Source organism: Gammaproteobacteria bacterium (assembly GCA_015709635.1).
In the GTDB taxonomy this organism is placed as follows: Bacteria; Pseudomonadota; Gammaproteobacteria; order Burkholderiales; family Nitrosomonadaceae; genus Nitrosomonas.
Map to the genome: position 1 here is coordinate 2,862,909 of CP054180.1, position 22,640 is coordinate 2,885,548.

A 22,640-nucleotide genomic window follows, 5' to 3' on the forward strand; every position below is an offset into this window, starting at 1 on the left:
AGAACCTGAAAATAAAAAATAAAGAAGAAAAACTTAGAATTTACGCTTAATTATAAAATCGGTCACTTGACGCAATCTTGCCGCAGCTTCGCCAAAGCCGTCCAGCGCCTGATCGGCATCGTGCTGCAATTTTTCCGCCAGTTCACGCGCTTGAGCGATGCCCAGAATGCTGACATAGGTCGGTTTATTGTTCTCCGCGTCTTTACCGGCGGTTTTACCCAAAGTGGCTGTGGTCGCTTCAGCATCCAGCAGGTCATCCACCACCTGAAACGCCAGGCCGACACATTTGGCGAAGTGATCCAGCTTGCTTAACTGTTCATCAGCCAAACGGCTGCCGCAACGAGCACCCAGCATCACAGCAGCGCGAATCAATGCGCCGGTTTTATGAATATGCATGAATTCCAGCTCCGGCAGGCTTAGCATTTTGCCGACACTGTCCAGATCAAATGCCTGACCTCCCGCCATACCGCGCGATCCGGAAGCCAGCGCCAGTTGCGCGATCATTTCCAACTGCGTTTCCGGCGTATCCGCCAAGCGCTTTTCCGCCAGCAACTCGAAAGCCAGTGTTTGCAAGCTATCGCCGGTCAGCAATGCGGTCGCTTCGTCGAATTCGATATGGCACGTCGGTTTGCCACGCCGCAACACATCGTCGTCCATGCACGGCAAATCATCGTGCACCAGCGAATAGGCATGAATCAGTTCCACCGCCGCCGCCGCAACCGTGACGCGCTCGACATCCGCAGCGGCAAGCTCACCGGCGGCAAACGACAACAGCGGACGCACCCGCTTGCCGCCGCCCAGTACGGAATACCGCATGGCCTTATGCAAGCGCACCGGAACGCAATCGCCGGCGGGTAAGCGCGACTCCAGAAATGATTCAATCCGCGCCTGGCAACCGCTTGCCCAGCTTTGAAAATCAATGCTCATCGCTATCCGACTTTGTGAAGTTTTTTAACATACCGGCTTCCAGCATCCGCACTTGCTGCTGCGCGTCTTGCAGCTTGCTCTGACAATATTGTAATAGCTCCGCCCCGCGTTGATAGGCCGCAAGAGAAGCCTCCAATGACATCTGACCTGCTTCCATGGCGGTTACGATTTTTTCCAGCTCAGCCGATGCCGCCTCAAAGCTCTCCGGCTGCGATGACGCTGCCTGTTTGGATGATTTGGTCATAAGCACTCAAGCCGGCAAGAAACTGATATGAATCATAAGTAGTTCTATTACAAAAAACAGACAAAAATAACGCAATAAGCAGTATCAGGTCAATGCAAATTTAGTAACTAACGTTTTTATCGCTCGCTGCAATCGCTGGCAAGTAACCGGGAATCACGCCGATAGCCGGTCCGGTGATCGCATGTCATAACAATTTTCAGGAAAATCGATCCTGTTTTTTTAAAGGCCTGTTCAATTTTGACGGTACACGGTCATCATATTGATCCATGAATGTTACTATGGCAAGATACGGGGCTTGGGGTGGCCTCATGAAGATCAGATAAGCATGTGATACATGACGAAATAAATCACAAGAAAAATGATTTCTTGCGTGCTGGAAACCATACCCGCTTATTTCAGCATTATCCTTGGTAGAGATTCTTAATTACGAGAATCCATTCTATTTTTCTAACACATTTTAATTGAGACAATCTTGAACGAAAGCCTTGATCAAATCGCTTCATATTTTGAAACCGTGCCGCTATGGCCGTTCGTCTTATTCGGTTTGCTTGCGGTAGTTGCGGTGATGGTCGATATCGTCAATCGCAAGCGCCGCGCCATGGCCATCGAAAATTTCCGCTATACCATCGAAACGGAATTGGCCGATATGTACCCGCAGCATAAACGCTGGCCCGCAAACATTAACCATTACCTCACGGCCCGGTTACCGGAAATGTATCAAAATTTTGAAGTGCTGCGCGTTTTCATTCCGCAAAAAAATTTGCTGCAATACAATACGGATTGGAATAATTTCCGTGACTTCTGCCGTGCGATTACCGATGAAAAAATCGCCGCAGCCGAGCAAAATTCAAGCACCGAAAATCGGTCCGGTGCCAACGAACCCGATCCGAAAGAAGTTTTTCATCGACTGATATCGAATTTACTGAAACATACTGAATTCTAAAAAACTCCGCGCTCTGGGTCAGCACCGGAATCGGTATGACTCATCGTTCTTTTCACGCTGCTGCCACTCAAGCGATACTGTTTACCTGCCATGACTCAACGCGATAAACCGGTTAATTCCAGGATAACGGTGCGTCCGGTCATGTCGTATCGTGACATGGGCAAATTTATCGATGTACCGTGGCACGTGTATGCCAACGATCCGATGTGGGTGCCGCCGTTACGGCTGGAACGGCGTTTTCATTTTTCCCGCTTCAATCCTTATTTCAAGCACGGCGAATGGCAAGCCTGGGTTGCATTTCAGGACGGCAAAGCGGTCGGACGGATCAGTGCGCAGATTGATTCTTTGCATCAGGAGCGTTACGGTACCGACAGCGGACACTTCGGCCTACTGGAATGTATCGATGATACGGAAGTATTTGCCGCGCTGCTGCTGCACGCGGAAGCCTGGCTCGCGGCGCGGGGAATCCGCCGCGTCAGCGGCCCGTTCAACCTGTCGATCAATCAGGAATGCGGCATTCTGGTCGACGGATTCGATACCCCGCCGGTTGTCATGATGCCGCATTCGGCGCCTTGGTATGGCCGCTTGCTCGAAGAACACGGTTATGCTCCGGCAAAGGATCTGCTGGCCTACAAAATCAGCGTCGATTTCGAAATACCGCGCGTCATGCAGACCGTGATCAAGCGATTCTCGCCGCAAATAAAAATGCGTACCCTGAAGCGCGATCAATTCGATCAGGAAATGGAAACCTTGCGCGATATCTTTAACGATGCCTGGTCGGAAAATTGGGGATTCATTCCGTTTACGCGCGAAGAATTTGCCGAGCTGGGCAGCAGTCTGCGCCTGCTGTTGCCGGACGAGTACATTCAAATTGCGGAGGTCAACGGCGAACCGGCGGCCTTCATGGTCGGACTGCCCAATCTCAACGAAATCCTGATCGAACTGAACGGCAGCCTGTTTCCGTTCGGCTGGCTTAAATTGATCAGAAAAGTCAGAAGCCATGAAATCCGCACTGGCCGCATTCCGTTGATGGGCGTGCGTAAACGATATCACAATACACCCATCGGCTTGGCTTTGGCCTGTCTGGTTATCGACACTCCGCGCCAGATCGGTGTCAAACACGGCGTCAAGGAAGTTGAATTGTCATGGATATTGGAAGATAACGTTGCGATGCGCGGCATCCTCGACAGTATCGGCAGCGAACAATACAAGCGTTACCGTATTTATGGAAAAACATTATGACCACTACCGCTGCACCCAATCCGGCGGCAAAGCAATTCGCCGCAGTGGTGCTGGCCGCTGACCGCACCAACCAGGATCCGATCACACAGCATACCGGCGCGGCCTGCAAAGCGTTCGCTCCCGTTGCCGGCGTTCCGATGATCATCCGTGTGCTGGATACTTTGCAGGCTTGCGATCAGATTTCCACCATTATTCTGTGCGGCCCGCCCGAATCGCTGCACGATCATTGCCCGGAATTAAAGCAGCGCATCGCATCCGGCCAAGTCACGTGGCTGCCGAATCTGGATTCTCCCAGCCGCAGTGCGGAAAGCGGCCTCAATCACATACCGCTCGATACGCCGGTGCTCTTAACCACGGCCGATCATGCTTTACTCACACCCGCTATCGTCCGCAAATTTTTGCAGGACGCCGCAGCGACACCGTGCGACGCCGCCGTAGGCGCCGTCAGCGAACAAGCAGTCACGGCAGCGTTTCCCGGCAGCAAACGCACCATTATCCGATTACGCGACGGCGGATTCCGCGGTTGCAACCTGTATGCGTTCAATCCGCGCGGGCGCACCTTGGTGCGATTCTGGCGGCAAGCCGAAGATTTGCGCAAGCGGCCGTGGCAGCTTATCGGCAAAGTGCTTGGATACAAGGCGGTATTTTTATACATGTTCGGGCTGCTGACGTCGCAGCAGGGCTTGGCCACAGTATCGGAGAAATCCGGAGTGAACATCCACGTAATCATGCTCGACGATGCCCGCGCCGGCATCGATGTCGATAAGGTTAAGGATCTCATGTTGGCCGAATCGCTACTCAGCCGGAGATCAGGCTCCGATGGCAGCACCAATCCCGCTTGATCACTGTCATGATCTTTACCCTATTGTTCAGCAAAAAACCTGATTTAGCCGGTCTATGAAATTAATCGAACGGTACATCGTACGCGAAATTCTGCTGCCGTTTACGGTGGTTCTTCTCATTTTGGTCGGTTTGTACGCCAGCTTTGTCAGCGCCCGGCTCTTAACCGGTGCCGTGACGGAGACACTGGGCGTTGCCGCGCTGCTCAAGCTGGTATTCTTAAAAACGCTGATCGCGCTGGAAGTGTTAATCCCCGTTGCCCTCTACCTATCGGTCATCATAGGCTTGGACAGGCTCAACAAAGATCAGGAATTAAATATCATCCGTTCCGTCGGTGTGAGCGGTACGCGCATTGTGCTGACGGTACTGGCGGTGGCGATACCGGTCGGCATCATCAGCGGCACACTGTCATCGTATGTGCGGCCATGGGCCTATGGGGAGAGTTACATTCTGGATGCGCAAGCGGAGGCCGAACTCAATACCAATCGTTTTCAGGCCGGACGCTTTTACGGCAGCGATAAATCCGGCAGGGTTGTCTATGTGCGCAGCAAAAATGACACCACCAAGGAAATGGAGGGTATTTTTCATTACATCAAGCAAAAGGAAGGCAGCGAAATCGTCATCGCGCAATATGCCCGCCAGATCCAACCGGCAACAAAAGAAGAAAGGCCGCATATTTTACTATCCGACGGTATCGTCTATGAATTAAGCAAGACCGCCAGCGTCGACGACGTCATCCAATTCGAGAATATGACCTATTTCATCGATAACGACTTTGTACTGAATTACCGGCGCAAAGCGGCTGCCACCCGAACCTTGTGGGAATCCAGCCAGCCGCGCGACATCGCGGAACTGCAATGGCGTCTTTCCCGTCCGCTCTCGACCATCCTGATGGCCCTGCTCGCGGTGACTTTTATCCGCATCTCGCCGCGCCAGGAAAAAGTGGAGCGGATTTATATCGCCGCCGCACTGGTTTTCGCCGCTTACTACAATTTGAGCGGATTGGCCAAATCCTGGGTCGAGCAAAATGTGGTCGGCAGCATACCGGGCGTGTGGTGGCTGGATCTGTCCATCCTCGCATTCCTGGTCGGTTATGCGGCATACTCCAACCGGAAATTTCTCTTCTTACGCCAGCAGCCATGATCATCTATCGTTACATCGCTCAGCAGGTTTTGATCGGCTTCGTTATTTCTACTGCGATTCTGCTGCCGTTATTCAGCTTCTTCGATTTGTTGGATCAGCTGGATGATGTAGGCAAAGGCACTTATCGTGTCATTGATGCATTCTTCTACACCGCCATGCTGCTACCGCGCCGGTTTATTCAGATCGCGCCTTTTGTCGCTTTGCTCGGCACCGTCATCGCACTGGGTAAGCTGGCGGTTAATTCGGAACTCATCGCCTTGCGCGTGGCGGGCATCTCACCCCGGCGCATCAGCCTCGCGCCTTTAGGCATGGGTGTTCTACTGTTAGCGGCCGTCGCTATTCTGGAACAATTCGCCGCGCCGCAACTACAGCAAAAAGCGATCACCTACCGCGCCATCGCATTGGAACAAAGCGCCGAGCTAGGCAAAAACCTGGGGATCTGGACGCGTAACGAACATAACATCCTGCGCATCGGCCAGATCGTGAATAACAAAAGAGCCGCCGACATCGAGCTGCTGCAACTGGACCCGGATGATTTCATCGTCACGCATACGCTTGCCGAATTTGCCGATATCGTCGAGGAAGACATCTGGGAATTCAGTAATGCCACTATCCGAACCTTCGATAAAGACAACGGCCGGATCTCGGTAAACCGTGCAGACGCGATAAGATGGTCGTCTTTCGTCGATCCGGAGGATATTGCGACATTGACCAAGCCGCCGGAAAGCCTGTCGCCGCTGGAATTGTTCCGGCATGTGGAATTTCTGCGCAGTACCGGTCAGGATGCCGATTCCTACGCGCTGGCGTTATGGCGCAAAGCAGGCAGCGCGCTGCTGACAATCGCCATGCTGCTGCTATCGATTCCGTTTGTGTTCGGTTCGATCCGTTCCGGCCTCAGCAATAAACTCATATTCGCCACGCTGATCGGCATGGCGGTTTACCTGCTCGATCAAATTATCGCCAACGCCGGTCTGATTCTGCACTTAAACCCGGCACTGGTTGCGTTAGGTCCGGGACTCACCATCATCATTCTGGCCAATATCTGGCTGCGCCGGACTTTTTAGCGGCACACCGTTATCTCTGTTATAGTTGACGCAAAACATCTAAGGAAACGCTGATTAATTCGACGGACGAGATGAAGCACGAGGCGCACGGAACACAGCAACCGAGACATATCAATAAGATAGGCGAGGGAGCGAGTACCGCGCAACAAAGTGATTCGCTCGTATAGTCAATTAATCAGCGTTTCCTTAAAATCGCATTACCGGGCGTTATGTATCGCACTGGAATACTGCATTCAGAAAAAAACAATTTTTCCTCATCCATGTCGACATCAACCTATATTTATTTTTTCGGCGACAACGCAATCACCATCTGGGGATTGACCGGCCGCGAACGGCTGCGGCGCATGCTGCAAGCCCATCAAGACATCATCCTGACCGATGATGCGGAGAAAATCCCGGTTTCTGCCACTGCCTTATTTTTGAATGCCAATTTTCTGTTTGACGCCCGCGTGCTCAGCGCATTGCTCGGGATGGACAAGAAAATCGCCTTATACAGCGACGAAGGCTGCCCAGCAGCGATCCGCACCGACGGTAACTATGCCCCGCAACTGCTGCGCAATCTCAATAACAACCAGGATCAGAACTATAAATTCGCGTTGCTGACGATCCCGCGTATCGGCTTAAACGAGCTGAAAATCGATTACCAGCACAATCTGAAAAAGAAAGATCCGCCGTACATTCTGCCGGTCAGCGAAGCCAATCGCCCGTTACTGGAACAAGAACTGTTTTCCGGATCGTATAAAGGCGTTACCGATCTGGTCACCAAATGGGTCTGGCCGGTACCGGCATTCTGGGCCACACATTATTGCGTGCGCCACGGCTGGTCGCCCAATCATGTGACTTATCTCAGCGTGGTGTTTGCCGCGCTGGCCGGGTTGGCGTTCTGGGGCGGATTCTTCGGCTTGGGATTACTGATGGGCTGGTTCATGACCTTTCTCGACACAGTGGACGGAAAACTGGCGCGCGTCACGGTCACGTCGAGCCGCTTCGGTGATGTCATGGATCACGGCTTGGATATTATTCACCCGCCACTGTGGTATCTGGCCTGGGGATTGGGTCTGGAAGGCACAGCGACGCCGCTTGCCCCTTTGGGAATTCTGATGGGATTGATGTTTTTGGGGTATGTCGGCGGGCGTTTGTGCGAAGGCGCATTCCAGTATTGGCTGTCGGGCTTTGATATGTTCATCTGGCGCAAGCTGGATTCGTTCAACCGCCTGATCACAGCCCGGCGCAATCCGAATTTGCTGTTACTCACGTACGGATGGCTCAGCGGCCGTCCTGACATCGGCTTGCTGCTGGTCGTGCTGTGGCACCTCGTTTCAACTGGAATCCTGATCTGGCGTTTGGTTGACGGCTGGCGAATCAAGCAAAAAGAAGGTTCATTGCGATCCTGGCTGCAGGATATCGACCCGGCGCGCGACCGCGAAATATGGGCGGTGAAAATTTTCACGCGCGCGCCAATCGACCTAAGAAAACCGCTTCCGCTCTCGTAAACGCTACCGTTCATAATTATCTCGATGACGCTGCAAGCACGGATTGACCGCCTGAAAACCGGAACAGCCAAAACCGGCTGCTTGTTCAATCCCATGGGCGGGCAGGTGCGCAAACGCGCCGCGGACATCCGTCAGGCATTGCAGCGAATACCCGGCATACTGGTACGCGAAGGCCGGGATGCGGTCACCTTTAAAAGTGCGATCGATGCACTGTTGCAAGCGGATATCGACCTGCTGGTGATCGTCGCCGGTGATGGCACGACGCACGCGATTTTCGGTCATCTATTCGCGGCACGCACCCCCGGTGAATGGCCGCTCATTCTGATCGTACCCGGCGGCACCACCAACATGACGCCATTGGATTTGGGCATGCAGGGCAAACCCGAACACATCATCCGGCGCCTGCACGCCTACTTGCTCAAACCGTCCACGCCCAAACTGGTGCAACGTCCGGTATTGCGTATCGAGCAGACCGGCACGGAGCCGATTTACGGCATGTTCTTTGCCGTCGGCTTGGTCGCGCGCGGGGTGAAATTCTCGCGCAGCCCGGTCAAGCAAATCGGCATCACCGGCGGTATTTTCACTTTCCTGATCATGCTGCGCTCGTTCATCGGCATGCTCGCCAACATGATCCTTGGCCGCCAACAAAGCGAGTGGGCGCCGGTCAACATGACCCTGACGGAAGCCGGCGGCCGGATCCACCGAGGAACGTATTTACTTGCCCTGGTCAGCGCACTGGATTGCTTGTTGTTGAACATCCGGCCGTACTGGGGAAAAGAACCCGCACCGCTGCATGTCACGCTGGTCGATCAACAACATAAGCGCTTGTGGCGTTCGCTATGGCCGTTACTCTCGGGCGGCGGCGCGGTGCTGCGGGAAAAAGACGGTTACTACAGTCACAACACGGACTCCCTGACGCTGCTCATGGACGACGAATATATCGTCGACGGTGAATTGTACCGTTCGCTCGATCCGCAAACACCGCTTACAATCACCGCGACCGACGCCGTGACGTTTGTCGTGTTATAGGATATTGCCATGACCAATCCGCTACTCGACGCCATTGAACCACTGCCCGCCAAATTGCTCGACGCAGTCGCAGCGGAATGCAATAAACCGGTCTCCGCCGACTTCGTCCCTTTGGTGGATGCATTGATCATGCGCTTCGGCGAATCGCTCGACGCTGTGATGCTGTACGGTTCCTGTCTGCACTCTGCAGTTAGTCTGGAAGAAGGCATCGTCGACTTGTACGTCATCGTCGACAGCTATCACAAAGCCTATGCCGAACGCTATTTAGCTGTTCTCAACGCCTGGCTGGCGCCCAACGTGTTTTATCTCGAAGTACCGCATCAGCAAAAAACTCTACGCGCCAAATACGCCGTCATTTCCACCGCCGATTTTGCGCGCGGCGCGCAGTACTGGTTCCATTCGTATATCTGGGCGCGTTTTGCGCAACCGTCGCGGCTGCTGTTTGCGCGCGATGACATGGTATGCCAGCGCATTTATGCCGCACTGGCGCATTCCGTCGTGACTTTTTTGCAATCCGGCGCCCCGGCGCTCGAAGCCGATGACTACAGCGTCGAAGAGCTCTGGACTCGTTGCCTGACACTCACCTACGCCGCCGAGTTACGCGCGGAACGGGAAACGCGCGCGCGGCACTTGGCGCAAGCCAACCTGGATGCATTTACCCGCCTGACAGCCGCCGCCAGCCCGTTGCTGGCAGAAATTCTGCAGCACCAGAAAAACGGACAATACCGCTGCCTGAGCCATCCGGCCATGCAGCGTCTGGCGTTGTGGCGTTGGCGTTTACGGCGCTGGCAGGGAAGAATCTTGTCGATTCTGCGCCTGGCCAAAGCCACGTTCACCTTCAGCAACAGCGTCGATTACGCCGCCTGGAAAATTGAACGGCACACCGGTGTGCGCGTGGAAATCACGCCGCTGCTGCGCCGCCACCCGATTCTGTGGGGCTTGAAAGTAGCCAAGCAACTGCTGCAGCGCGGCGTGTTACGCTAATTCTCTACAAATACAAACTACAAAACCAATGCACTTTCAATGGAGACAAACATGAACACTCTGTACCGTTTACTCATTCTTTCCTTCATCCTGATGCTGAGCGCCTGCACCACGATGTACCTGGAAGGTTTGGAAAAAGTCGGCATTCCCAAACGCGACGTGATGGTCTACCGCGTTGAGAAAGCGCGCGACACACAACAGGAAACCAAGGAGCAATTCAAATCGGCGCTGGAACAATTCACCGCCGTAACCAACTTTCAGGGCGGCGATCTCGAAGCCACCTACAAAAAACTGAACGATGCATACGAAGCCAGCGTCAGCAAGGCGGAAGAAGTCAGAAGCCGCATCGCCGATATCGAAAGCGTCTCGGAAGCGCTGTTTAGCGAATGGAAGCAGGAAATCACGCAATACAGCAATGCATCGCTGCGGCAAAACAGTCAGAAAAAGCTTGATGCCACCCAGGTGCATTACCGTCAATTGATCACCTCGATGAAACAAGCGGAAGCCAAAATCGAACCGATTCTCACGGTGTTTCACGATCAAGTCATGTATCTCAAGCACAACCTGAATGCGCGCGCCATCGCGTCGCTCAAGGGCGAATTGGGCAACATCAAATCCGACGTGTCGGCGCTGGTTTCCTCGATGGAGAAGTCGATCAATGAAGCCAACGCGTTCATCAGCACGATGGAAAATAAATGATGATGGCTCCTTGCTAGGGTTTTCTCATGGCGTTAAAACCGACCATCTATAAATTCAAAATCGCGCTGACCGACCTCAACCGCCCGTATTACGACACGCTCAACCTGACCGTCGCGCAGCATCCGTCCGAAACGCTGGAACGCATGATGGCGCGTATGCTGGCGTTTTGTCTCAATGCGCAGGAATCGCTGGCATTCACCAAAGGATTGAGCAGCGCGGAAGAACCCGACCTCTGGGCGCACACTCCGGACGGCCGGATTGCGCTATGGATCGATGTCGGCGAACCCGCTCCCGAACGTATCAAAAAAGCCACCCGGATCGCGCAAAGCGTCAAAGTGTACAGTTTCAATTCCAAATCCGATGTCTGGTGGACGCAGGAGCAAGCCAAGTTCAATCCGCTGAATGCCGCCGTTTTCCGGTTCCAATGGCCGGATATTCAGGCATTGGCCAGGCCGGTGCAGCGCACGATGGACATCTCGGTCACCGTCAGCGAACAATCCGCTTATGTCGCGGCCGAATCGGGAGAATGCGAGGTGAGTTGGACGGTGTTACAAGCTACCGACTGATTCCGGCTTGTCATGCAGTGAGCGCTAGCTCAAGTTTTCGAGATACGTTTTGAGCGCCAGCGCATGGCTATGCGCCTTATCCTTCGCGCCGTAAACCAGTGTAACCGTACCGCGGTGCAGCTGTTCGACGAGTTGTCCGACCGCTGCCGGATTTTGATCCAATTCCTGAAAGTAACGATTCCTGAATTCATCCCATTTCAACGGATCGTGGCCGAACCACTTGCGCAGCGATGTGCTGGGCGCTATATCCTTGAACCACCAATCGATGCGCGCCGTATCCTTGGAGACTCCGCGCGGCCATAGCCGGTCTACCAAAATCCGGAATCCGTCGCTTGGTTCAGGCGGCTCATAGGCACGTTTCAGTAAAATGGTCATCATGGTCACCACGCTAACAATCTCAAGAACTCTATGGACTCCATTGAACCGGCATGAGTTCTATAGTCACAGCAATCCTGATGAAACAAAAAGCTTATTCAATCGGCACAAACCGATTCGGCAATGTACTGGAAGATCGAATTGACGGAAAAACCGAACCACTGCGGCGAATCCTCATGATGCGCGCCAATCACCCTGCCGGCCGCTTTTTTATCCGGATACAACAGCATCGTGATCGAGCGCGCTTTGTCGAGCGTGCAATCAAATTCATACAATGTTTTTACCGCATGGTACTCGCCTTTTTGCTTTTCTTCGTAGCTGGATAGCAACCAGACTTTCCTGAACTGGTTCTCTTTCCGCATTGTCTCAGCATCGAAATAATGCGCTTCGCCCGGTTTTGCCGCAGCATTCAGTTCAATCCACCCGGCTTGCGCGGATGCGGCGGTCAGCAGTAAAACTACCAATAAACATTTTTTCATGATGAATCGCTATAATGAACTTGTGTCCAGTCACTTTCTTTCCGCGGAATTCCCCAAGTTGCAGGCCATCTCCCCCGGATTTTGTGTCTTTGTTGCAGAAAGCAGCAAGGATCAGCCATTTTGCCACTAAATAGTTTCCACTGTTGATGTTTTCAACTATTCTTAGCATCCAGCAATCCGGCGATACCGGATACTTTTTTGCGTTGCTTCGATGGTACAAAAATTGGCATAAAAAATAGTGTGCGCGGATATTTTTCCTCGCTTGGCTTACTGAAGCAGTATTTGTGTTCAATCAATTTGATGTGTGCTTGAAATTGACCGCTCTTTATGAATAGCTTTAATCTGGAGTTAAATATAATGGAAGAATTGAATCAAGCCTGGGTGATGTTGAAGCTTGGCGGGATCATCATCGTGCCGCTGGGTTTGCTGGCGATTGTCGCGCTGGCGATCATGATTGAGAAAGCGTTTATCTACTGGCGTTATGCGCGCCTTTCCAACGATTTGCTGAACCTGGTGGAAACCTACGGTTTCAAATGGAACGATCTGGAAAAAATACTCTCCGGGCTGGACAGCCGCCACTATTACAAGCGCTTCTTTGAAGTGGTGATTTCCAACCGCCATCAACCGGCTTGGTGGACGGAATCGCGCGCTGCCGACGAAGCGCAGATCATCGAAGAATCGCTGGCGCGCCGCTTATGGGCGCTGGAAACCATCGTCACCGCAGCGCCGCTGCTGGGGCTGGTCGGTACCGTGGTGGGTATGATGCGTGCCTTCCAGGTGATCGGCAGCGAAGGCGTGGTGAATCCCACCGCAGTCACCGGCGGCGTCGCGGAAGCGCTGATTGCCACGGTAGTAGGTTTGGCGATCGCGCTGGTAGCGCTGTTCGGTTTTAATTACTTTTCCCGCTTGCAATCGCTGACGATGGATGAAATGGAACGCCTCGGAACGCGATTGATCGATAACATCCGTCTGGATCAACAGGGCGCGAACGATGAAGCTCCGTAAATCGCGACCGATTCAGAAAGGCAGAATCGAAATCATCCCGATGATCGACGTGATGTTTTTCTTGCTGGCAACCTTCATGCTGGCTTCGTTATCGATGCAAAACCTGGATTCGTTGCAAGTTGATCTACCCGAAGGGCAGGCGGAAAAGCTCAGCGCGGAAAAACCGGCTACGCTGACGCTGACCAAAGACGGCAAAATCTATATCAATCAGACTGCGGTCACGCTGGATACGCTGGCCAGCACACTCAAACCGCTACTCGCCGACTCCAAGCAAAAATTGATCGTATCGGCGGATAACGAAGCACCGCAAGGAATTGTCGTGCAAGCCATGCTACGCGCCCGCTCCGCCGGTGCCCAGCACTTTCTGATCGCGGTCAAACATAAATAACGCGAACCGGCATGGCAAGCTCCCGCTCGAGAGACATTCGCCTATGGTGGCCGTTGCCGCTGGCTACGCTCGTCTGGCTGTTGATCGTCTGGGGCTTGGGATTTTTCCTGTCGTTACCGGAAGTGAAAATTGAACCCCCGCCCCCCATCGCCGCGAGCTTTATCGATCTGCACGAGGATGATAACGCCACCAGCTCGATGCCTGCTTCTACGCCAAGCCCGCCAACGCCGCAACCGGAAAAACCGAAGCCCGTAGCAGAGCCTACGCCAACGCCGAAAACATTGCCGAAACCCGCACCGGCCCCGTCGGCGCGGCCGCAAACCAAACCCAAGGCAGCCGAGAAACCCACTAAGCCCAAAACACCCGTTCCGGCGAAAGAAGTCGCCAAAACCAAAGCGCCGCCGGAACCGCCCGCCGATGCGCCTACGGATCTTTCCGACTATATCAATCAAGCCAAAGCACGGCGCCGCGCGGAAGGGGGGTTGTTCGATACACCGGATTCGGCACCCGCCCCCGCTGCCAAGCAGCCTTCCGCGGATGAAGTGCGCATGGCCAACATCCGGCGCAATCTGCAAAACCCCGGTACCAGCGGTATTTTCCAGATTATGCGCATCGGCCCGCGCACCGCCGAATTTACCTTCCGCGCCTGGACCACGGGGCAAAGCAATCCCAAGCTGCAGACGATCCAAGTGCAGGCCGGTCCGGACGGCAGCGTCGAACTGGCCATCATCCGCCGCATGATTCAATTGATTCGCGAGCATTACAAAGAAGATTTCAACTGGGAATCGCACCGCTTGCATCGCGTCGTGGTGTTATCCGCACGCGAGAAAGATTCTGCAGGATTGGAAGAATTCCTGATGCGCGAGTTTTTTATCAATCCTGTACGTTAGTATCTCCCGGACTTAAGGACGCTCTGAGAAACGACTACGCTCGACCATTGTTTGCATTTAAGGAAACGCTGATTAATTCGGCGGACGAGATGAAGCACGAGGCGCACGGAATGCAGCAACCGAGACATATCAACAAGATAGGCGAGGGAGCGAGTACCGCGCAACGAAGTGATTCGCTCGTATAGCCAATTAATCAGCGTTTCCTTAAATCAAGCTCAAAATGCGCATTTATCACTCGTAAACTACGCTTTTTCGTCTGATTCCGCCTTGCCTGATCATCGTTCGCTACCTTTTTCAGAGTTTCCTTAAGAAACATTCTTAATCAGTCGTAACTGTAAAAACAGGAAAGCATCCGCCAGTCGATCGACATCCTGTTTTTATTCAAATAAAACATTACGATAAATAAATTTCACCTGCTCTTCCGCGTACTAATTTGTGATGACAAGCAATACCACAATCGAGGTTTCCGTTAATGATTTGCAACCGGGAATGTTCGTCAGTGACCTTGACCGGCCCTGGCTTGAGACGCCTTATGCGATTCAAGGCATCCTGATTCAATCCCAGCATGACATTGACAAGCTGAAACGCTATTGCGCTCATGTTTACGTGGATATCGACAGAAGCGAGCCCTTCGTTGCGCAGCAACACCTGCCGAACGCCGGTACTGCAAAGGTTTCAATGGCTTCTTCCGCCCCGCAGTCCGCAACGCAACAACACCTGCCGCCTGCCGGTTCCCGCATTTCGCCCAGCGCTGCAAACTGGCATCAGCCGCCCGTGACATCGACAGGCAATGAATCGCTGGATGTGCTGAAACGGGTGAAAACCTATACTAATACCTGCACCGCGGAGCAAGAAATCCCGGCGGCTGTGAAAGCGTACAACATCGCTTCCACCTTATTCAGCGATATCAGTGTCAACCTTGAGCACGACATCAAGATCGACATGCACAAGGCTCACGAAGTCGTCGACACCTTGTGTGAAAGCATCATCCGCAATCCCGATGCAGCGCTGTTGCTGGCGCGGTTAAAAACCACCGGAAAAGCGCTTTACGATAACGCCATCAAAACTTCCGTCCATTTGCTCGCTTTCGGACGGCATCTCGGTCTTCCGCGCCAGGAACTGTCGATACTCGGCTTGGGCGGATTGCTGATGGATGTCGGCAAATTACGTCTGCCCAAAGCGATTCAGAACAAAAGAAATATGGCGCTTACACCCGACGAGCGCAAACTGACCAAGCGGCACATCGCCTATGGCGAAGAGATTGTCGCACAGCTCAGCGACATACCGGAGGAAGTCACTAAAATCCTTCTGCAGCATCATGAACGTGAAAACGGCAATGGCTATCCCTTCGGTTTATACGCCAATCAGCTGCACGCTTATGCGCGCATGGCGTCGATTGCCGATTGTTACGAAGAACTCACCTGGGGAGACTCCGGCATGCCGGGCATGAAGCCGTTTCATGCCTTGAAGGAACTGAAAGAAAATGCGCAAAACGGCCTCAATTATTCTTTGGTGGAACAATTCGCGCAGTGCGTCGGCATGTTTCCGGTAGGCAGTCTGGTTGAGCTCAATACCGGCGAAATTGCCATTGTGCTCACCCATAATCGGACACAGCGGTTCCTTCCCAGTATTATGATTATTTGCGATGCGCAAAAAAAACCGTACAGCACCCCGTTGACCCTGGATCTGAGAACGGCCGGCAAAAGCCCGGCCGGTGTCCAGTATGCCATTGTCAATGATCTGCCCCAGGGCGCTTACGGAATTGATCCTCAACAATATTACTTATAAGCCGCCGGAACTGACCAGCGCCCTGCATTTATGACGGTACTTGCCTATCAGAGTTTTCTAATCAAAGCGTCGCAAAAACTGAACGATGCACACCCATCCAATTTCCGCAAAGCCGTGCTGATCGTCAACTTTGAGCGGCTGGCGGAGCTGGATGGCGTGCTTGGATTTACCGTCGTTGACGACATGCTGCAACAAATCGCCGCTCAGCTCAGAAGCGCTCTGAATCCGGGAGATCTGGTCGGCATTACCGGACGTTATCAATTATGCTGCTTGCTGGCCAATCTGCTCACCGATGCGCACGCCATGTTGGCCGCGCATAAAATTATCCGGATTCTGGCGCAGCCTTTTGCATTCGGCAGGAGAAGCATCATCCTGGCTCCGCGCATTGGCGTGGCGTTACAAAACGACAGCAGCCGGACGTTGGATCAGCTGATGAGCAACGCCAGCTCGGCAGTCCGCCGGGCAAAACTGGAGCAAGATCCGATCACGCTGTTCCTTGCCGAATTGGAAGATCCCTTGCTTTTTCATATCGATCTCTGGTCCGATCTGGGCCATGCCATCGAAACCGGCGGCTTGTATTTAGGCTATCAACCGCAAATTGATATTGCCAGCGGCAAAATCAAGTCAACTGAAGCGTTGCTGCGCTGGGTTCACCCCCATCACGGGCCGATCCGGACCGATAAATTGATCCAGATCGCGGAAGGTACCGCCTTGATGCCCAAACTCACGCTGTGGGTTTTTCATACTGCGCTGCGAGAATGCGCCGAATACCGCAAGGCCGGATTGCATGCCGGAGTTTCGATTAATTTCTCCGCCGACGATCTGCGCGATCCGGAACTCACGGAACTCGTTTCCCAGGGTTTAGCCTTATGGAACGTGCCGCCCGGCGATATCACCATCGAGCTGACCGAAACGGCCGTGATGGCCAATCACTCAGGTACGCTGGATACCTTATATAAACTGAAGGACATGGGTTTAAAACTGGCCATGGACGATTTCGGAACCGGCTATTCATCAATGGCGCGCATGCTGGATTTGCCTTTGGATGAAGTAAAAATCGATATGATCTTTGTCAGGCACATGGCAACCCGCCATAAGCATGACCGCATCGTCGATTCCATGATCACGCTTGCGCACCGACTTAATCTATCGGTTGTTGCCGAAGGCGTGGAAGATCTTGCCACTTACCATCGCCTGCAAACATTGGGATGCGACGTGATCCAAGGTTACCTGATTGGCAAGGCCATGCCGCTGCCGGAACTCATCGCAACCGTCCACAATCAATCCCTCGATTTCTTGCAAACTCGGCCGCGCACGGTTACCGAAGGGTGAGCTGTAATCAGCCCGTAAGCTCTGCCGGATTAATCCAGCCCCGGAATCCGGAACTCATCCCGGTCAACGGACAAGCCTGCATGACTGAAAAATTCCTCGCTTAATTTCGACAGCGGAACATCCCGGCATTCCAAGTTTGTGACCAATTGCCCGTTTTTTTCCACCGCAACACCGTCTTTCGCCCCCCAGCCCTTGCCGATCGCGGTGTATACGATGTAATGGTGCGCCCCGTTGATGAAACGCAGATAAGCGCCGCCGCCACCCGCAAACATCAGCGTTCGCGCTTGCACGTATGACGTAACCGGAGTTGCCTTGGTCAAATCCGGAAACGCCAATTCAAGCGCGCGTTTTTGTCCGAAACGGTATTGCAAATAGCCTGAAGTGGCAGAAAGATCGGCCGATGCGCACACTGAAACCGTCTCTTTACCGACTGAACAGGAAAAAACGATGTGTTCCTGCGCACGGCAGTGCGACTCCGCCGCCCATACCGGAGCGGCCAACAACCCGATCAATCCGCCGATATACGCAACGCTTCTCAAGTCAGTAAGGCATAATATTTTTTGAAATGGCTGATCCGGTCATCCAACCCCAGCGTCCCGCCGTTTACTTTCTTGGTGATCTTGGTCACTGCATCGTCGCTCGCCCCCTCGTCGGCCAACGCATTGAGCGCTTTGCTATCCCAGAACCATGCCGCGGACAATAACGGATATTTCGTTTTGACCCAATCGGGATTGGCGACGACATCGTCGCCGATCGCGCCGGCAAACGCACGGTAGTTATCCTTGCCGGTGAGCTGTATATAGCCCCGGCCGCGATACTGGTAGCCTTCCTCGCTCGCCTCGTCACCGTTTCCCATACGGTTGGCATAGACCCGCGAGGCGATCATTGAAGGCTGCCGCGCATAACTATCCGCCAGATCATCGGGAAAATATCGTGGAAAAACCTTTCTCAATCCATCGGCGGAATAATTCAAATTCTCTTCCAATGCCTTGAATTCCATACTTTCATGCGCGCATTGCGCAAGAAAATGCGCCAGGCGCAGTGGCGTATCGATGGCAAACTTATCCGCACAATCCGGGATTTGATCCAACACAGCATCCGGAACATAATTTTTCAGCTTGTCTAGTGGCAGCATCTTTACTCTCCCAAAGAAATGTTATTCCTGGCCGGCATACAATAAACCAATCCGCATTATAATCACAATTTCTTATGCCAACGATTAAGCCGCTTCCCGAATTATTAATCAACCAGATCGCTGCGGGCGAGGTCGTGGAACGCCCGGCGTCGGCGCTCAAGGAAATCCTGGAAAACAGTATCGATGCCGGCGCCAGGAAAATTACCGTGCAATTGCAGCAGGGCGGCATCAAGCAGATTCGCGTCACCGATGATGGCGGCGGCATCGCCAAGGACGAACTGCTGCTGGCATTGACGCGTCACAGCACCAGCAAGATCAGCACGCTGGAGGATTTGCAGCGCATCACCAGCCTGGGTTTCCGCGGTGAAGCGCTGGCCAGCATCGCGGCGGTTTCCCGGCTGACTTTGGCCAGCCGCCAAGCCGGGCAAAATCACGCCTGGCAGATCCAAGTTGACGGCAAGCTGATTTCGCAACCCGCACCTGCTTCGCTACCCGGCGGAACGATGCTGGATATCAACGATTTGTACTTCAACATCCCGGCGCGGCGCAAATTCCTGAAATCCGAGATCACCGAATTCGCCCACTGCGATGAAACCCTCAAACGCATGGCATTATCGCAGTGCGGCATTGAATTTACCCTGCAACACAACGGCAAAGTGCGCCGCCTGCTGCGCCCCGCCAGTCCGGCGCAGCGCATTGCTGCGGTCTTGGGTGAGGAATTCGATCAAGCAGCGGCGGCGGTCGACGAACAATCAGCCGGTATGCATTTGCACGGCATGGTGGCGCTGCCCGCCTATGCGAGATCATCGCGCGATGCGCAGTATTTTTTCGTCAACAACCGCTATGTCAGCGACAAGCTGATTTCGCACGCATTGCGCGAAGCCTATCGCGACGTGTTGCATCTGGACAAACATCCGGCCTTCGTGCTGTTTCTCGACATCGACCCGGAAAGCGTCGACGTCAATGTGCATCCAAGCAAAACGGAAGTACGCTTCCGCGAACCGCGCGCGCTGCATCAATTTATTTTCCATGCGATCAACAAAGCGTTGGCCGCTCCGGACAGAACGGTAAAAAACGCCGACCCCGGACAGACCGCCCGGCCATTCCCTGCCTACCCCAAAACCGGGTATACGCAACCCGGCGCGGTGGCGCAACCGGCCGGTTTTTACGGCACATTGTTCGGCACGCAACCGCGCACAGTTGCAGCACCAAACAATACTGCAGCTGCGCAACCGGCGATCCCCGGCCAAACCGCCGCGGTTGCGGAACGACCGGATCAGCATTCGCTTGGTTTCGCGCTCGGACAACTGCACGGCATTTATATCCTGGCGCAAAATGCACGCGGCCTGGTGGTGGTCGACATGCACGCCGCGCACGAACGCATTATGTACGAACAGCTCAAGCAAGCGCTCGACCGGCATGAAATCGCGATGCAACCGCTGCTGATTCCGGTCACTTTCCATGCCAGCGAACTCGAAGTGGCCACGGTTGAAGAAAATCAAAGCACATTGGAACAACTGGGATTCGACATCGCCAGCTTGTCGCCAGCCACATTGGCGGTGCGCGCGGTACCGGTCACGCTGAAAGACGCCGACATCGCCCAGCTCGCCCGCGACCTGCTGCAGGAAATCCGCGAATACGGTGCCAGCCAGATTCTCACCGCGAAACGCAACGAAATCCTCGCTACGATGGCCTGCCACGGTGCCGTGCGTGCCAATCGCAAATTAACACTCGAAGAAATGAACGCACTGCTGCGCGACATGGAACAAACCGAACGCGCCGATCAATGCAACCACGGCCGCCCGACCTGGTTTGAAACCAGCTTGGCCGAGCTGGATAAGTTGTTTATGCGCGGGAAGTAGCGATTTTGGCGAGTTAATCGCTTTACGATACCAATCACTAACATTAAGCTAACATCAATAGGCATGGAAAAGTTCTTTTTCTTGATACTGGAAATTGAAAAAGGGGAAACAACATGAGTGCAGATACTGGGGATTCTTTTACAGAAATAAAAGAATGGATAAAAGTTAACGTGCTATGGATCGCCGCTCATGTCATTAACTTATTGTTTGGCATAATCATCTATATCTTTAAAATACTGGATGGCGAAAGCGGCATTCCCATTCTTCCGGTCGTCATTTCCATGTGCATCGTCTTTGTGCATATATTCACTTATCCGATTGAAGCGTTACCCATAGAAGGATCGACGCAAGACGAGAGAAAAAGAATCGAAGACATAAGATCGCGGCAGCGCAATAAGTGGATGATATTTGCGTATAGTTTTATGTTGATATCACTGTTGCTGACTTTTTATCCCTTCATCAATCCGCTGTTCAGTTTTGTGGAAACAACATCCGGCCAATCTGACGGAACTATCCAACAGGAATCCACCGAACAAAAACCGGTGAAGCCCGATGCAGGGCGATACCTCAAAACACTGCGTGAACGGCCGATCGCTGTATTTATTGGCTGCTCTTTGGATCCGGAATCTAAGACCCTGCTCTGCCCCAAATCCGATGCAAAACCGGAAGACAATGCCCAAAAAGCACAAAACCCGGGAGGCGGAACCATCGGCAGTGCATGGGTTATAAACATCGGTGGACATATCGAGCATTGTACTAAAGACAACGACAAAGACTTTGGCAAATCGGTCACCTGCCAAGTTAAGGATGGGCTGCTCATCCCCCTCTATTTCATCATTCTGGCCCTGATGGGCGGCAGTATCAGCCTTACCCGGCGGCTACCGGAGCTGCAAAAGCAAGCGGGCTCGGAGTACATCGCCACAGAACAGCAGCCCAAATTATCGCAATACGAATTCCGCGAGTACCTGATATTTCAGATGGTTCAGTACATTTCAGCGCCGCTTCTGGCAATCCTAGCGTATTATCTGATCGAACCGGGCAATATCACCAATTCGGTCGTGCTGGCCTTCACCGCCGGATTCGCATCGGAAACGATCCTGCTCATGGTGCGTTCGATCGCCAACAAAATCACCCCGGGCAGCGGCGAAGTGCTGCAATATGGTTCGATTGCCGGCGTCATCACCATCCAGGGCGCTGCCGCGAAGAAAGCGGAAGTATTCCTGACCGAATTGCCGCAGCTCCATTCGATCACCGACGAACAAGGATTTTATGTGTTGAGTAACGTACCGGTCGGCGAGCATAGCATCAGCGTCAAATCGAGCGGCACTGAAGCGATCCTGAAAAAAGACACGGTAAAAATCGATCGCGCGCAAGCCATCGTGAAAAAGAACATGGCGATCATCACGCAAGATGAGGGACAAAAATAACCAGAGTCGATATTTCGCAGCCTTCACCCCGAACCATTTCATTTCAGACAACAACAAAGAAAACCGCATGAAAAAAGTATTTCTCAGTTTATCCCTAGCCCTTATCAGCACCGCCGCAGCCGCCGAATGGACCCGCATCGGCGAAAGCGAGCGCAAAGGCGGCTCGGCTCTATACGCCGACACCGCTTCGATCCGCAAAGCAGCAGGCCGAGCCAAAATGGCGATTCTGTTCGATTACCCGGTGCTACAAAAAACCGCTGGTGCGGAATTTCTATCGGAAAAAATCCGGCGCGAATACGACTGCCAGGAGAAACAAATCCGCACCCTCGCCTACTCGCTCTTCAGCTTGAATATGGAACACGGCGATCTGGTACGCTCGTATAACCAGCCGCAGAAATGGGAAATAGTCATACCGGACAGTCTGGAAGAAGCGGAATGGAAAGTGGCGTGTACGGAGCCAACCCAATGACTATCCCAATCCCTGAGTATTCCGGAAACATCACTGCTTAACCATCGTTTGCGGATCAGATAGCCATATCCGGTAAGAAAATGCCGGTTCGATGGCGGTATCAGGATTTTCTGCATTTGACGCTCCTTGCAGGAGCTTGATTGTCAGGTCATCGATTCCTGTCATCGCGGGCCAAACCGGCTTTTCATCTTCATTTTTTATTTCTGAGTGATGATAGTTTTTATCATCACGCACCCCCGTCAAGAATTTATCCCGGCAATACCAAGAAGTGAATAAGCACACCGCTTATTTTGTCAATCACCCCCTTCCTGATCGC

General features: G+C 53.2%; 24 protein-coding genes and 1 pseudogene. 17 read left to right on the forward strand and 8 right to left on the reverse strand.

The window, feature by feature from the left end:
• Positions 1 to 33: 33 nt before the first annotated feature.
• Together HRU78_13545 and HRU78_13550 are read right to left on the reverse strand one after the other, a co-directional pair.
• Positions 34 to 927, reverse strand: coding sequence for a polyprenyl synthetase family protein (locus HRU78_13545; protein ID QOJ24541.1), 894 nt, complete (start codon positions 925 to 927; stop codon positions 34 to 36).
• Positions 917 to 1,171, reverse strand: a complete 255-nt coding sequence (locus HRU78_13550; protein ID QOJ24542.1) for an exodeoxyribonuclease VII small subunit — start codon at positions 1,169 to 1,171, stop codon at positions 917 to 919. The genes HRU78_13545 and HRU78_13550 overlap by 11 nt, the downstream gene beginning before the upstream one ends.
• 469 nt (positions 1,172 to 1,640) lie before the next feature.
• Between HRU78_13550 and HRU78_13555 the strand changes: the two genes are divergently transcribed.
• From HRU78_13555 to HRU78_13595, 9 genes and pseudogenes are all read left to right on the forward strand, one after another.
• Positions 1,641 to 2,114: a hypothetical protein gene (locus tag HRU78_13555; GenBank protein ID QOJ25064.1), complete on the forward strand. Its 474-nt coding sequence runs from the start codon at positions 1,641 to 1,643 to the stop codon at positions 2,112 to 2,114.
• 90 nt (positions 2,115 to 2,204) lie between these two features.
• A complete protein-coding gene (locus tag HRU78_13560) occupies positions 2,205 to 3,356 on the forward strand; it encodes an N-acetyltransferase (GenBank protein QOJ24543.1) in 1,152 nt (383 codons plus the stop codon).
• Positions 3,353 to 4,198: an NTP transferase domain-containing protein gene (locus tag HRU78_13565; protein ID QOJ24544.1), complete on the forward strand. Its 846-nt coding sequence runs from the start codon at positions 3,353 to 3,355 to the stop codon at positions 4,196 to 4,198. Before HRU78_13560 ends, HRU78_13565 begins: the two co-directional genes overlap by 4 nt.
• Positions 4,199 to 4,253: 55 nt before the next feature.
• Positions 4,254 to 5,339, forward strand: a complete 1,086-nt coding sequence (lptF, locus tag HRU78_13570; GenBank protein QOJ24545.1) for an LPS export ABC transporter permease LptF — start codon at positions 4,254 to 4,256, stop codon at positions 5,337 to 5,339.
• Entirely contained in the window at positions 5,336 to 6,403 is a 1,068-nt protein-coding gene (lptG, locus tag HRU78_13575) for an LPS export ABC transporter permease LptG (protein ID QOJ24546.1), read from the forward strand. Before lptF ends, lptG begins: the two co-directional genes overlap by 4 nt.
• Before the next feature lie 260 nt (positions 6,404 to 6,663).
• Positions 6,664 to 7,896, forward strand: coding sequence for a CDP-alcohol phosphatidyltransferase family protein (locus HRU78_13580; GenBank protein QOJ24547.1), 1,233 nt, complete (start codon positions 6,664 to 6,666; stop codon positions 7,894 to 7,896).
• A 24-nt stretch (positions 7,897 to 7,920) separates the two neighbouring features.
• A pseudogene (locus tag HRU78_13585) lies at positions 7,921 to 9,909 on the forward strand (diacylglycerol kinase).
• A gap of 51 nt (positions 9,910 to 9,960) precedes the next feature.
• Complete coding sequence (locus HRU78_13590; GenBank protein QOJ24548.1) at positions 9,961 to 10,608, forward strand: DUF2959 domain-containing protein; 648 nt, start codon at positions 9,961 to 9,963, stop codon at positions 10,606 to 10,608.
• Positions 10,609 to 10,634: 26 nt separating this feature from the next.
• Positions 10,635 to 11,174 carry a YaeQ family protein gene (locus tag HRU78_13595; protein QOJ24549.1) on the forward strand — a complete coding sequence of 180 codons (540 nt, stop codon included), beginning with the start codon at positions 10,635 to 10,637 and terminating at the stop codon, positions 11,172 to 11,174.
• Between the two features lie 24 nt (positions 11,175 to 11,198).
• Here the strand turns inward: HRU78_13595 and HRU78_13600 are convergent, their stop codons facing one another.
• The 3 genes from HRU78_13600 to HRU78_13610 all read right to left on the reverse strand — a co-directional run bounded on the left by HRU78_13600 (position 11,199) and on the right by HRU78_13610 (position 12,320).
• Positions 11,199 to 11,549 carry a DUF488 domain-containing protein gene (locus HRU78_13600; protein ID QOJ25065.1) on the reverse strand — a complete coding sequence of 117 codons (351 nt, stop codon included), beginning with the start codon at positions 11,547 to 11,549 and terminating at the stop codon, positions 11,199 to 11,201.
• A 98-nt stretch (positions 11,550 to 11,647) separates the two neighbouring features.
• Entirely contained in the window at positions 11,648 to 12,028 is a 381-nt protein-coding gene (locus HRU78_13605; protein ID QOJ24550.1) for a hypothetical protein, read from the reverse strand.
• The gene (locus HRU78_13610) at positions 11,964 to 12,320 is read right to left on the reverse strand and encodes a hypothetical protein (protein ID QOJ24551.1); all 357 of its coding nucleotides are present in this window, start codon (positions 12,318 to 12,320) and stop codon (positions 11,964 to 11,966) included. The genes HRU78_13605 and HRU78_13610 overlap by 65 nt, the downstream gene beginning before the upstream one ends.
• 65 nt (positions 12,321 to 12,385) lie before the next feature.
• Between HRU78_13610 and HRU78_13615 the strand changes: the two genes are divergently transcribed.
• From HRU78_13615 to HRU78_13635, 5 genes are all read left to right on the forward strand, one after another.
• Entirely contained in the window at positions 12,386 to 13,033 is a 648-nt protein-coding gene (locus tag HRU78_13615; protein ID QOJ24552.1) for a MotA/TolQ/ExbB proton channel family protein, read from the forward strand.
• Positions 13,020 to 13,421, forward strand: a complete 402-nt coding sequence (locus HRU78_13620; GenBank protein ID QOJ24553.1) for a biopolymer transporter ExbD — start codon at positions 13,020 to 13,022, stop codon at positions 13,419 to 13,421. Before HRU78_13615 ends, HRU78_13620 begins: the two co-directional genes overlap by 14 nt.
• An 11-nt stretch (positions 13,422 to 13,432) precedes the next feature.
• Positions 13,433 to 14,311 carry a hypothetical protein gene (locus HRU78_13625; protein ID QOJ24554.1) on the forward strand — a complete coding sequence of 293 codons (879 nt, stop codon included), beginning with the start codon at positions 13,433 to 13,435 and terminating at the stop codon, positions 14,309 to 14,311.
• 438 nt (positions 14,312 to 14,749) lie between these two features.
• Positions 14,750 to 16,099 (forward strand): DUF3391 domain-containing protein, encoded by a 1,350-nt coding sequence (locus HRU78_13630; GenBank protein QOJ24555.1) that lies wholly within the window; start codon positions 14,750 to 14,752, stop codon positions 16,097 to 16,099.
• A 30-nt stretch (positions 16,100 to 16,129) separates the two neighbouring features.
• Positions 16,130 to 17,431, forward strand: a complete 1,302-nt coding sequence (locus HRU78_13635; GenBank protein QOJ24556.1) for an EAL domain-containing protein — start codon at positions 16,130 to 16,132, stop codon at positions 17,429 to 17,431.
• 29 nt (positions 17,432 to 17,460) lie between these two features.
• Here HRU78_13635 and HRU78_13640 read toward each other — a convergent pair whose 3' ends face one another.
• Both HRU78_13640 and HRU78_13645 read right to left on the reverse strand, forming a co-directional pair.
• Positions 17,461 to 17,970, reverse strand: a complete 510-nt coding sequence (locus tag HRU78_13640) for a hypothetical protein (protein ID QOJ24557.1) — start codon at positions 17,968 to 17,970, stop codon at positions 17,461 to 17,463.
• On the reverse strand, positions 17,967 to 18,566 hold the full coding sequence (locus tag HRU78_13645) for a glycoside hydrolase family 19 protein (GenBank protein QOJ24558.1): 600 nt from the start codon (positions 18,564 to 18,566) through the stop codon (positions 17,967 to 17,969). Before HRU78_13645 ends, HRU78_13640 begins: the two co-directional genes overlap by 4 nt.
• Positions 18,567 to 18,640: 74 nt before the next feature.
• On the opposite strand from HRU78_13645, the gene mutL reads away from it, so the two are divergent.
• The 3 genes from mutL to HRU78_13660 all read left to right on the forward strand — a co-directional run bounded on the left by mutL (position 18,641) and on the right by HRU78_13660 (position 22,324).
• On the forward strand, positions 18,641 to 20,428 hold the full coding sequence (mutL, locus tag HRU78_13650; GenBank protein ID QOJ24559.1) for a DNA mismatch repair endonuclease MutL: 1,788 nt from the start codon (positions 18,641 to 18,643) through the stop codon (positions 20,426 to 20,428).
• Between the two features lie 113 nt (positions 20,429 to 20,541).
• Positions 20,542 to 21,855, forward strand: coding sequence for a carboxypeptidase regulatory-like domain-containing protein (locus HRU78_13655; protein ID QOJ24560.1), 1,314 nt, complete (start codon positions 20,542 to 20,544; stop codon positions 21,853 to 21,855).
• 67 nt (positions 21,856 to 21,922) lie between these two features.
• A complete protein-coding gene (locus HRU78_13660) occupies positions 21,923 to 22,324 on the forward strand; it encodes a hypothetical protein (protein ID QOJ24561.1) in 402 nt (133 codons plus the stop codon).
• Between the two features lie 30 nt (positions 22,325 to 22,354).
• Here the strand turns inward: HRU78_13660 and HRU78_13665 are convergent, their stop codons facing one another.
• Positions 22,355 to 22,558 carry a hypothetical protein gene (locus HRU78_13665; GenBank protein QOJ24562.1) on the reverse strand — a complete coding sequence of 68 codons (204 nt, stop codon included), beginning with the start codon at positions 22,556 to 22,558 and terminating at the stop codon, positions 22,355 to 22,357.
• Between the last annotated feature and the right edge of the window lie 82 nt (positions 22,559 to 22,640).

Coding starts and splice junctions, on each gene's coding strand:
- lptF (QOJ24545.1), top strand. CDS start 4,254: ATGAAATTAATCGAACGGTACATCGTACGCGAAATTCTGCTGCCGTTT.
- HRU78_13590 (QOJ24548.1), top strand. CDS start 9,961: ATGAACACTCTGTACCGTTTACTCATTCTTTCCTTCATCCTGATGCTG.
- HRU78_13660 (QOJ24561.1), top strand. CDS start 21,923: ATGAAAAAAGTATTTCTCAGTTTATCCCTAGCCCTTATCAGCACCGCC.
- HRU78_13625 (QOJ24554.1), top strand. CDS start 13,433: ATGGCAAGCTCCCGCTCGAGAGACATTCGCCTATGGTGGCCGTTGCCG.
- HRU78_13655 (QOJ24560.1), top strand. CDS start 20,542: ATGAGTGCAGATACTGGGGATTCTTTTACAGAAATAAAAGAATGGATA.
- HRU78_13630 (QOJ24555.1), top strand. CDS start 14,750: ATGACAAGCAATACCACAATCGAGGTTTCCGTTAATGATTTGCAACCG.
- HRU78_13565 (QOJ24544.1), top strand. CDS start 3,353: ATGACCACTACCGCTGCACCCAATCCGGCGGCAAAGCAATTCGCCGCA.
- HRU78_13605 (QOJ24550.1), bottom strand. CDS start 12,028: ATGAAAAAATGTTTATTGGTAGTTTTACTGCTGACCGCCGCATCCGCG.
- HRU78_13615 (QOJ24552.1), top strand. CDS start 12,386: ATGGAAGAATTGAATCAAGCCTGGGTGATGTTGAAGCTTGGCGGGATC.
- HRU78_13620 (QOJ24553.1), top strand. CDS start 13,020: ATGAAGCTCCGTAAATCGCGACCGATTCAGAAAGGCAGAATCGAAATC.
- HRU78_13595 (QOJ24549.1), top strand. CDS start 10,635: ATGGCGTTAAAACCGACCATCTATAAATTCAAAATCGCGCTGACCGAC.
- mutL (QOJ24559.1), top strand. CDS start 18,641: ATGCCAACGATTAAGCCGCTTCCCGAATTATTAATCAACCAGATCGCT.
- HRU78_13560 (QOJ24543.1), top strand. CDS start 2,205: ATGACTCAACGCGATAAACCGGTTAATTCCAGGATAACGGTGCGTCCG.
- HRU78_13550 (QOJ24542.1), bottom strand. CDS start 1,171: ATGACCAAATCATCCAAACAGGCAGCGTCATCGCAGCCGGAGAGCTTT.
- HRU78_13600 (QOJ25065.1), bottom strand. CDS start 11,549: ATGACCATTTTACTGAAACGTGCCTATGAGCCGCCTGAACCAAGCGAC.
- HRU78_13545 (QOJ24541.1), bottom strand. CDS start 927: ATGAGCATTGATTTTCAAAGCTGGGCAAGCGGTTGCCAGGCGCGGATT.
- HRU78_13645 (QOJ24558.1), bottom strand. CDS start 18,566: ATGCTGCCACTAGACAAGCTGAAAAATTATGTTCCGGATGCTGTGTTG.
- lptG (QOJ24546.1), top strand. CDS start 5,336: ATGATCATCTATCGTTACATCGCTCAGCAGGTTTTGATCGGCTTCGTT.
- HRU78_13580 (QOJ24547.1), top strand. CDS start 6,664: ATGTCGACATCAACCTATATTTATTTTTTCGGCGACAACGCAATCACC.
- HRU78_13635 (QOJ24556.1), top strand. CDS start 16,130: ATGACGGTACTTGCCTATCAGAGTTTTCTAATCAAAGCGTCGCAAAAA.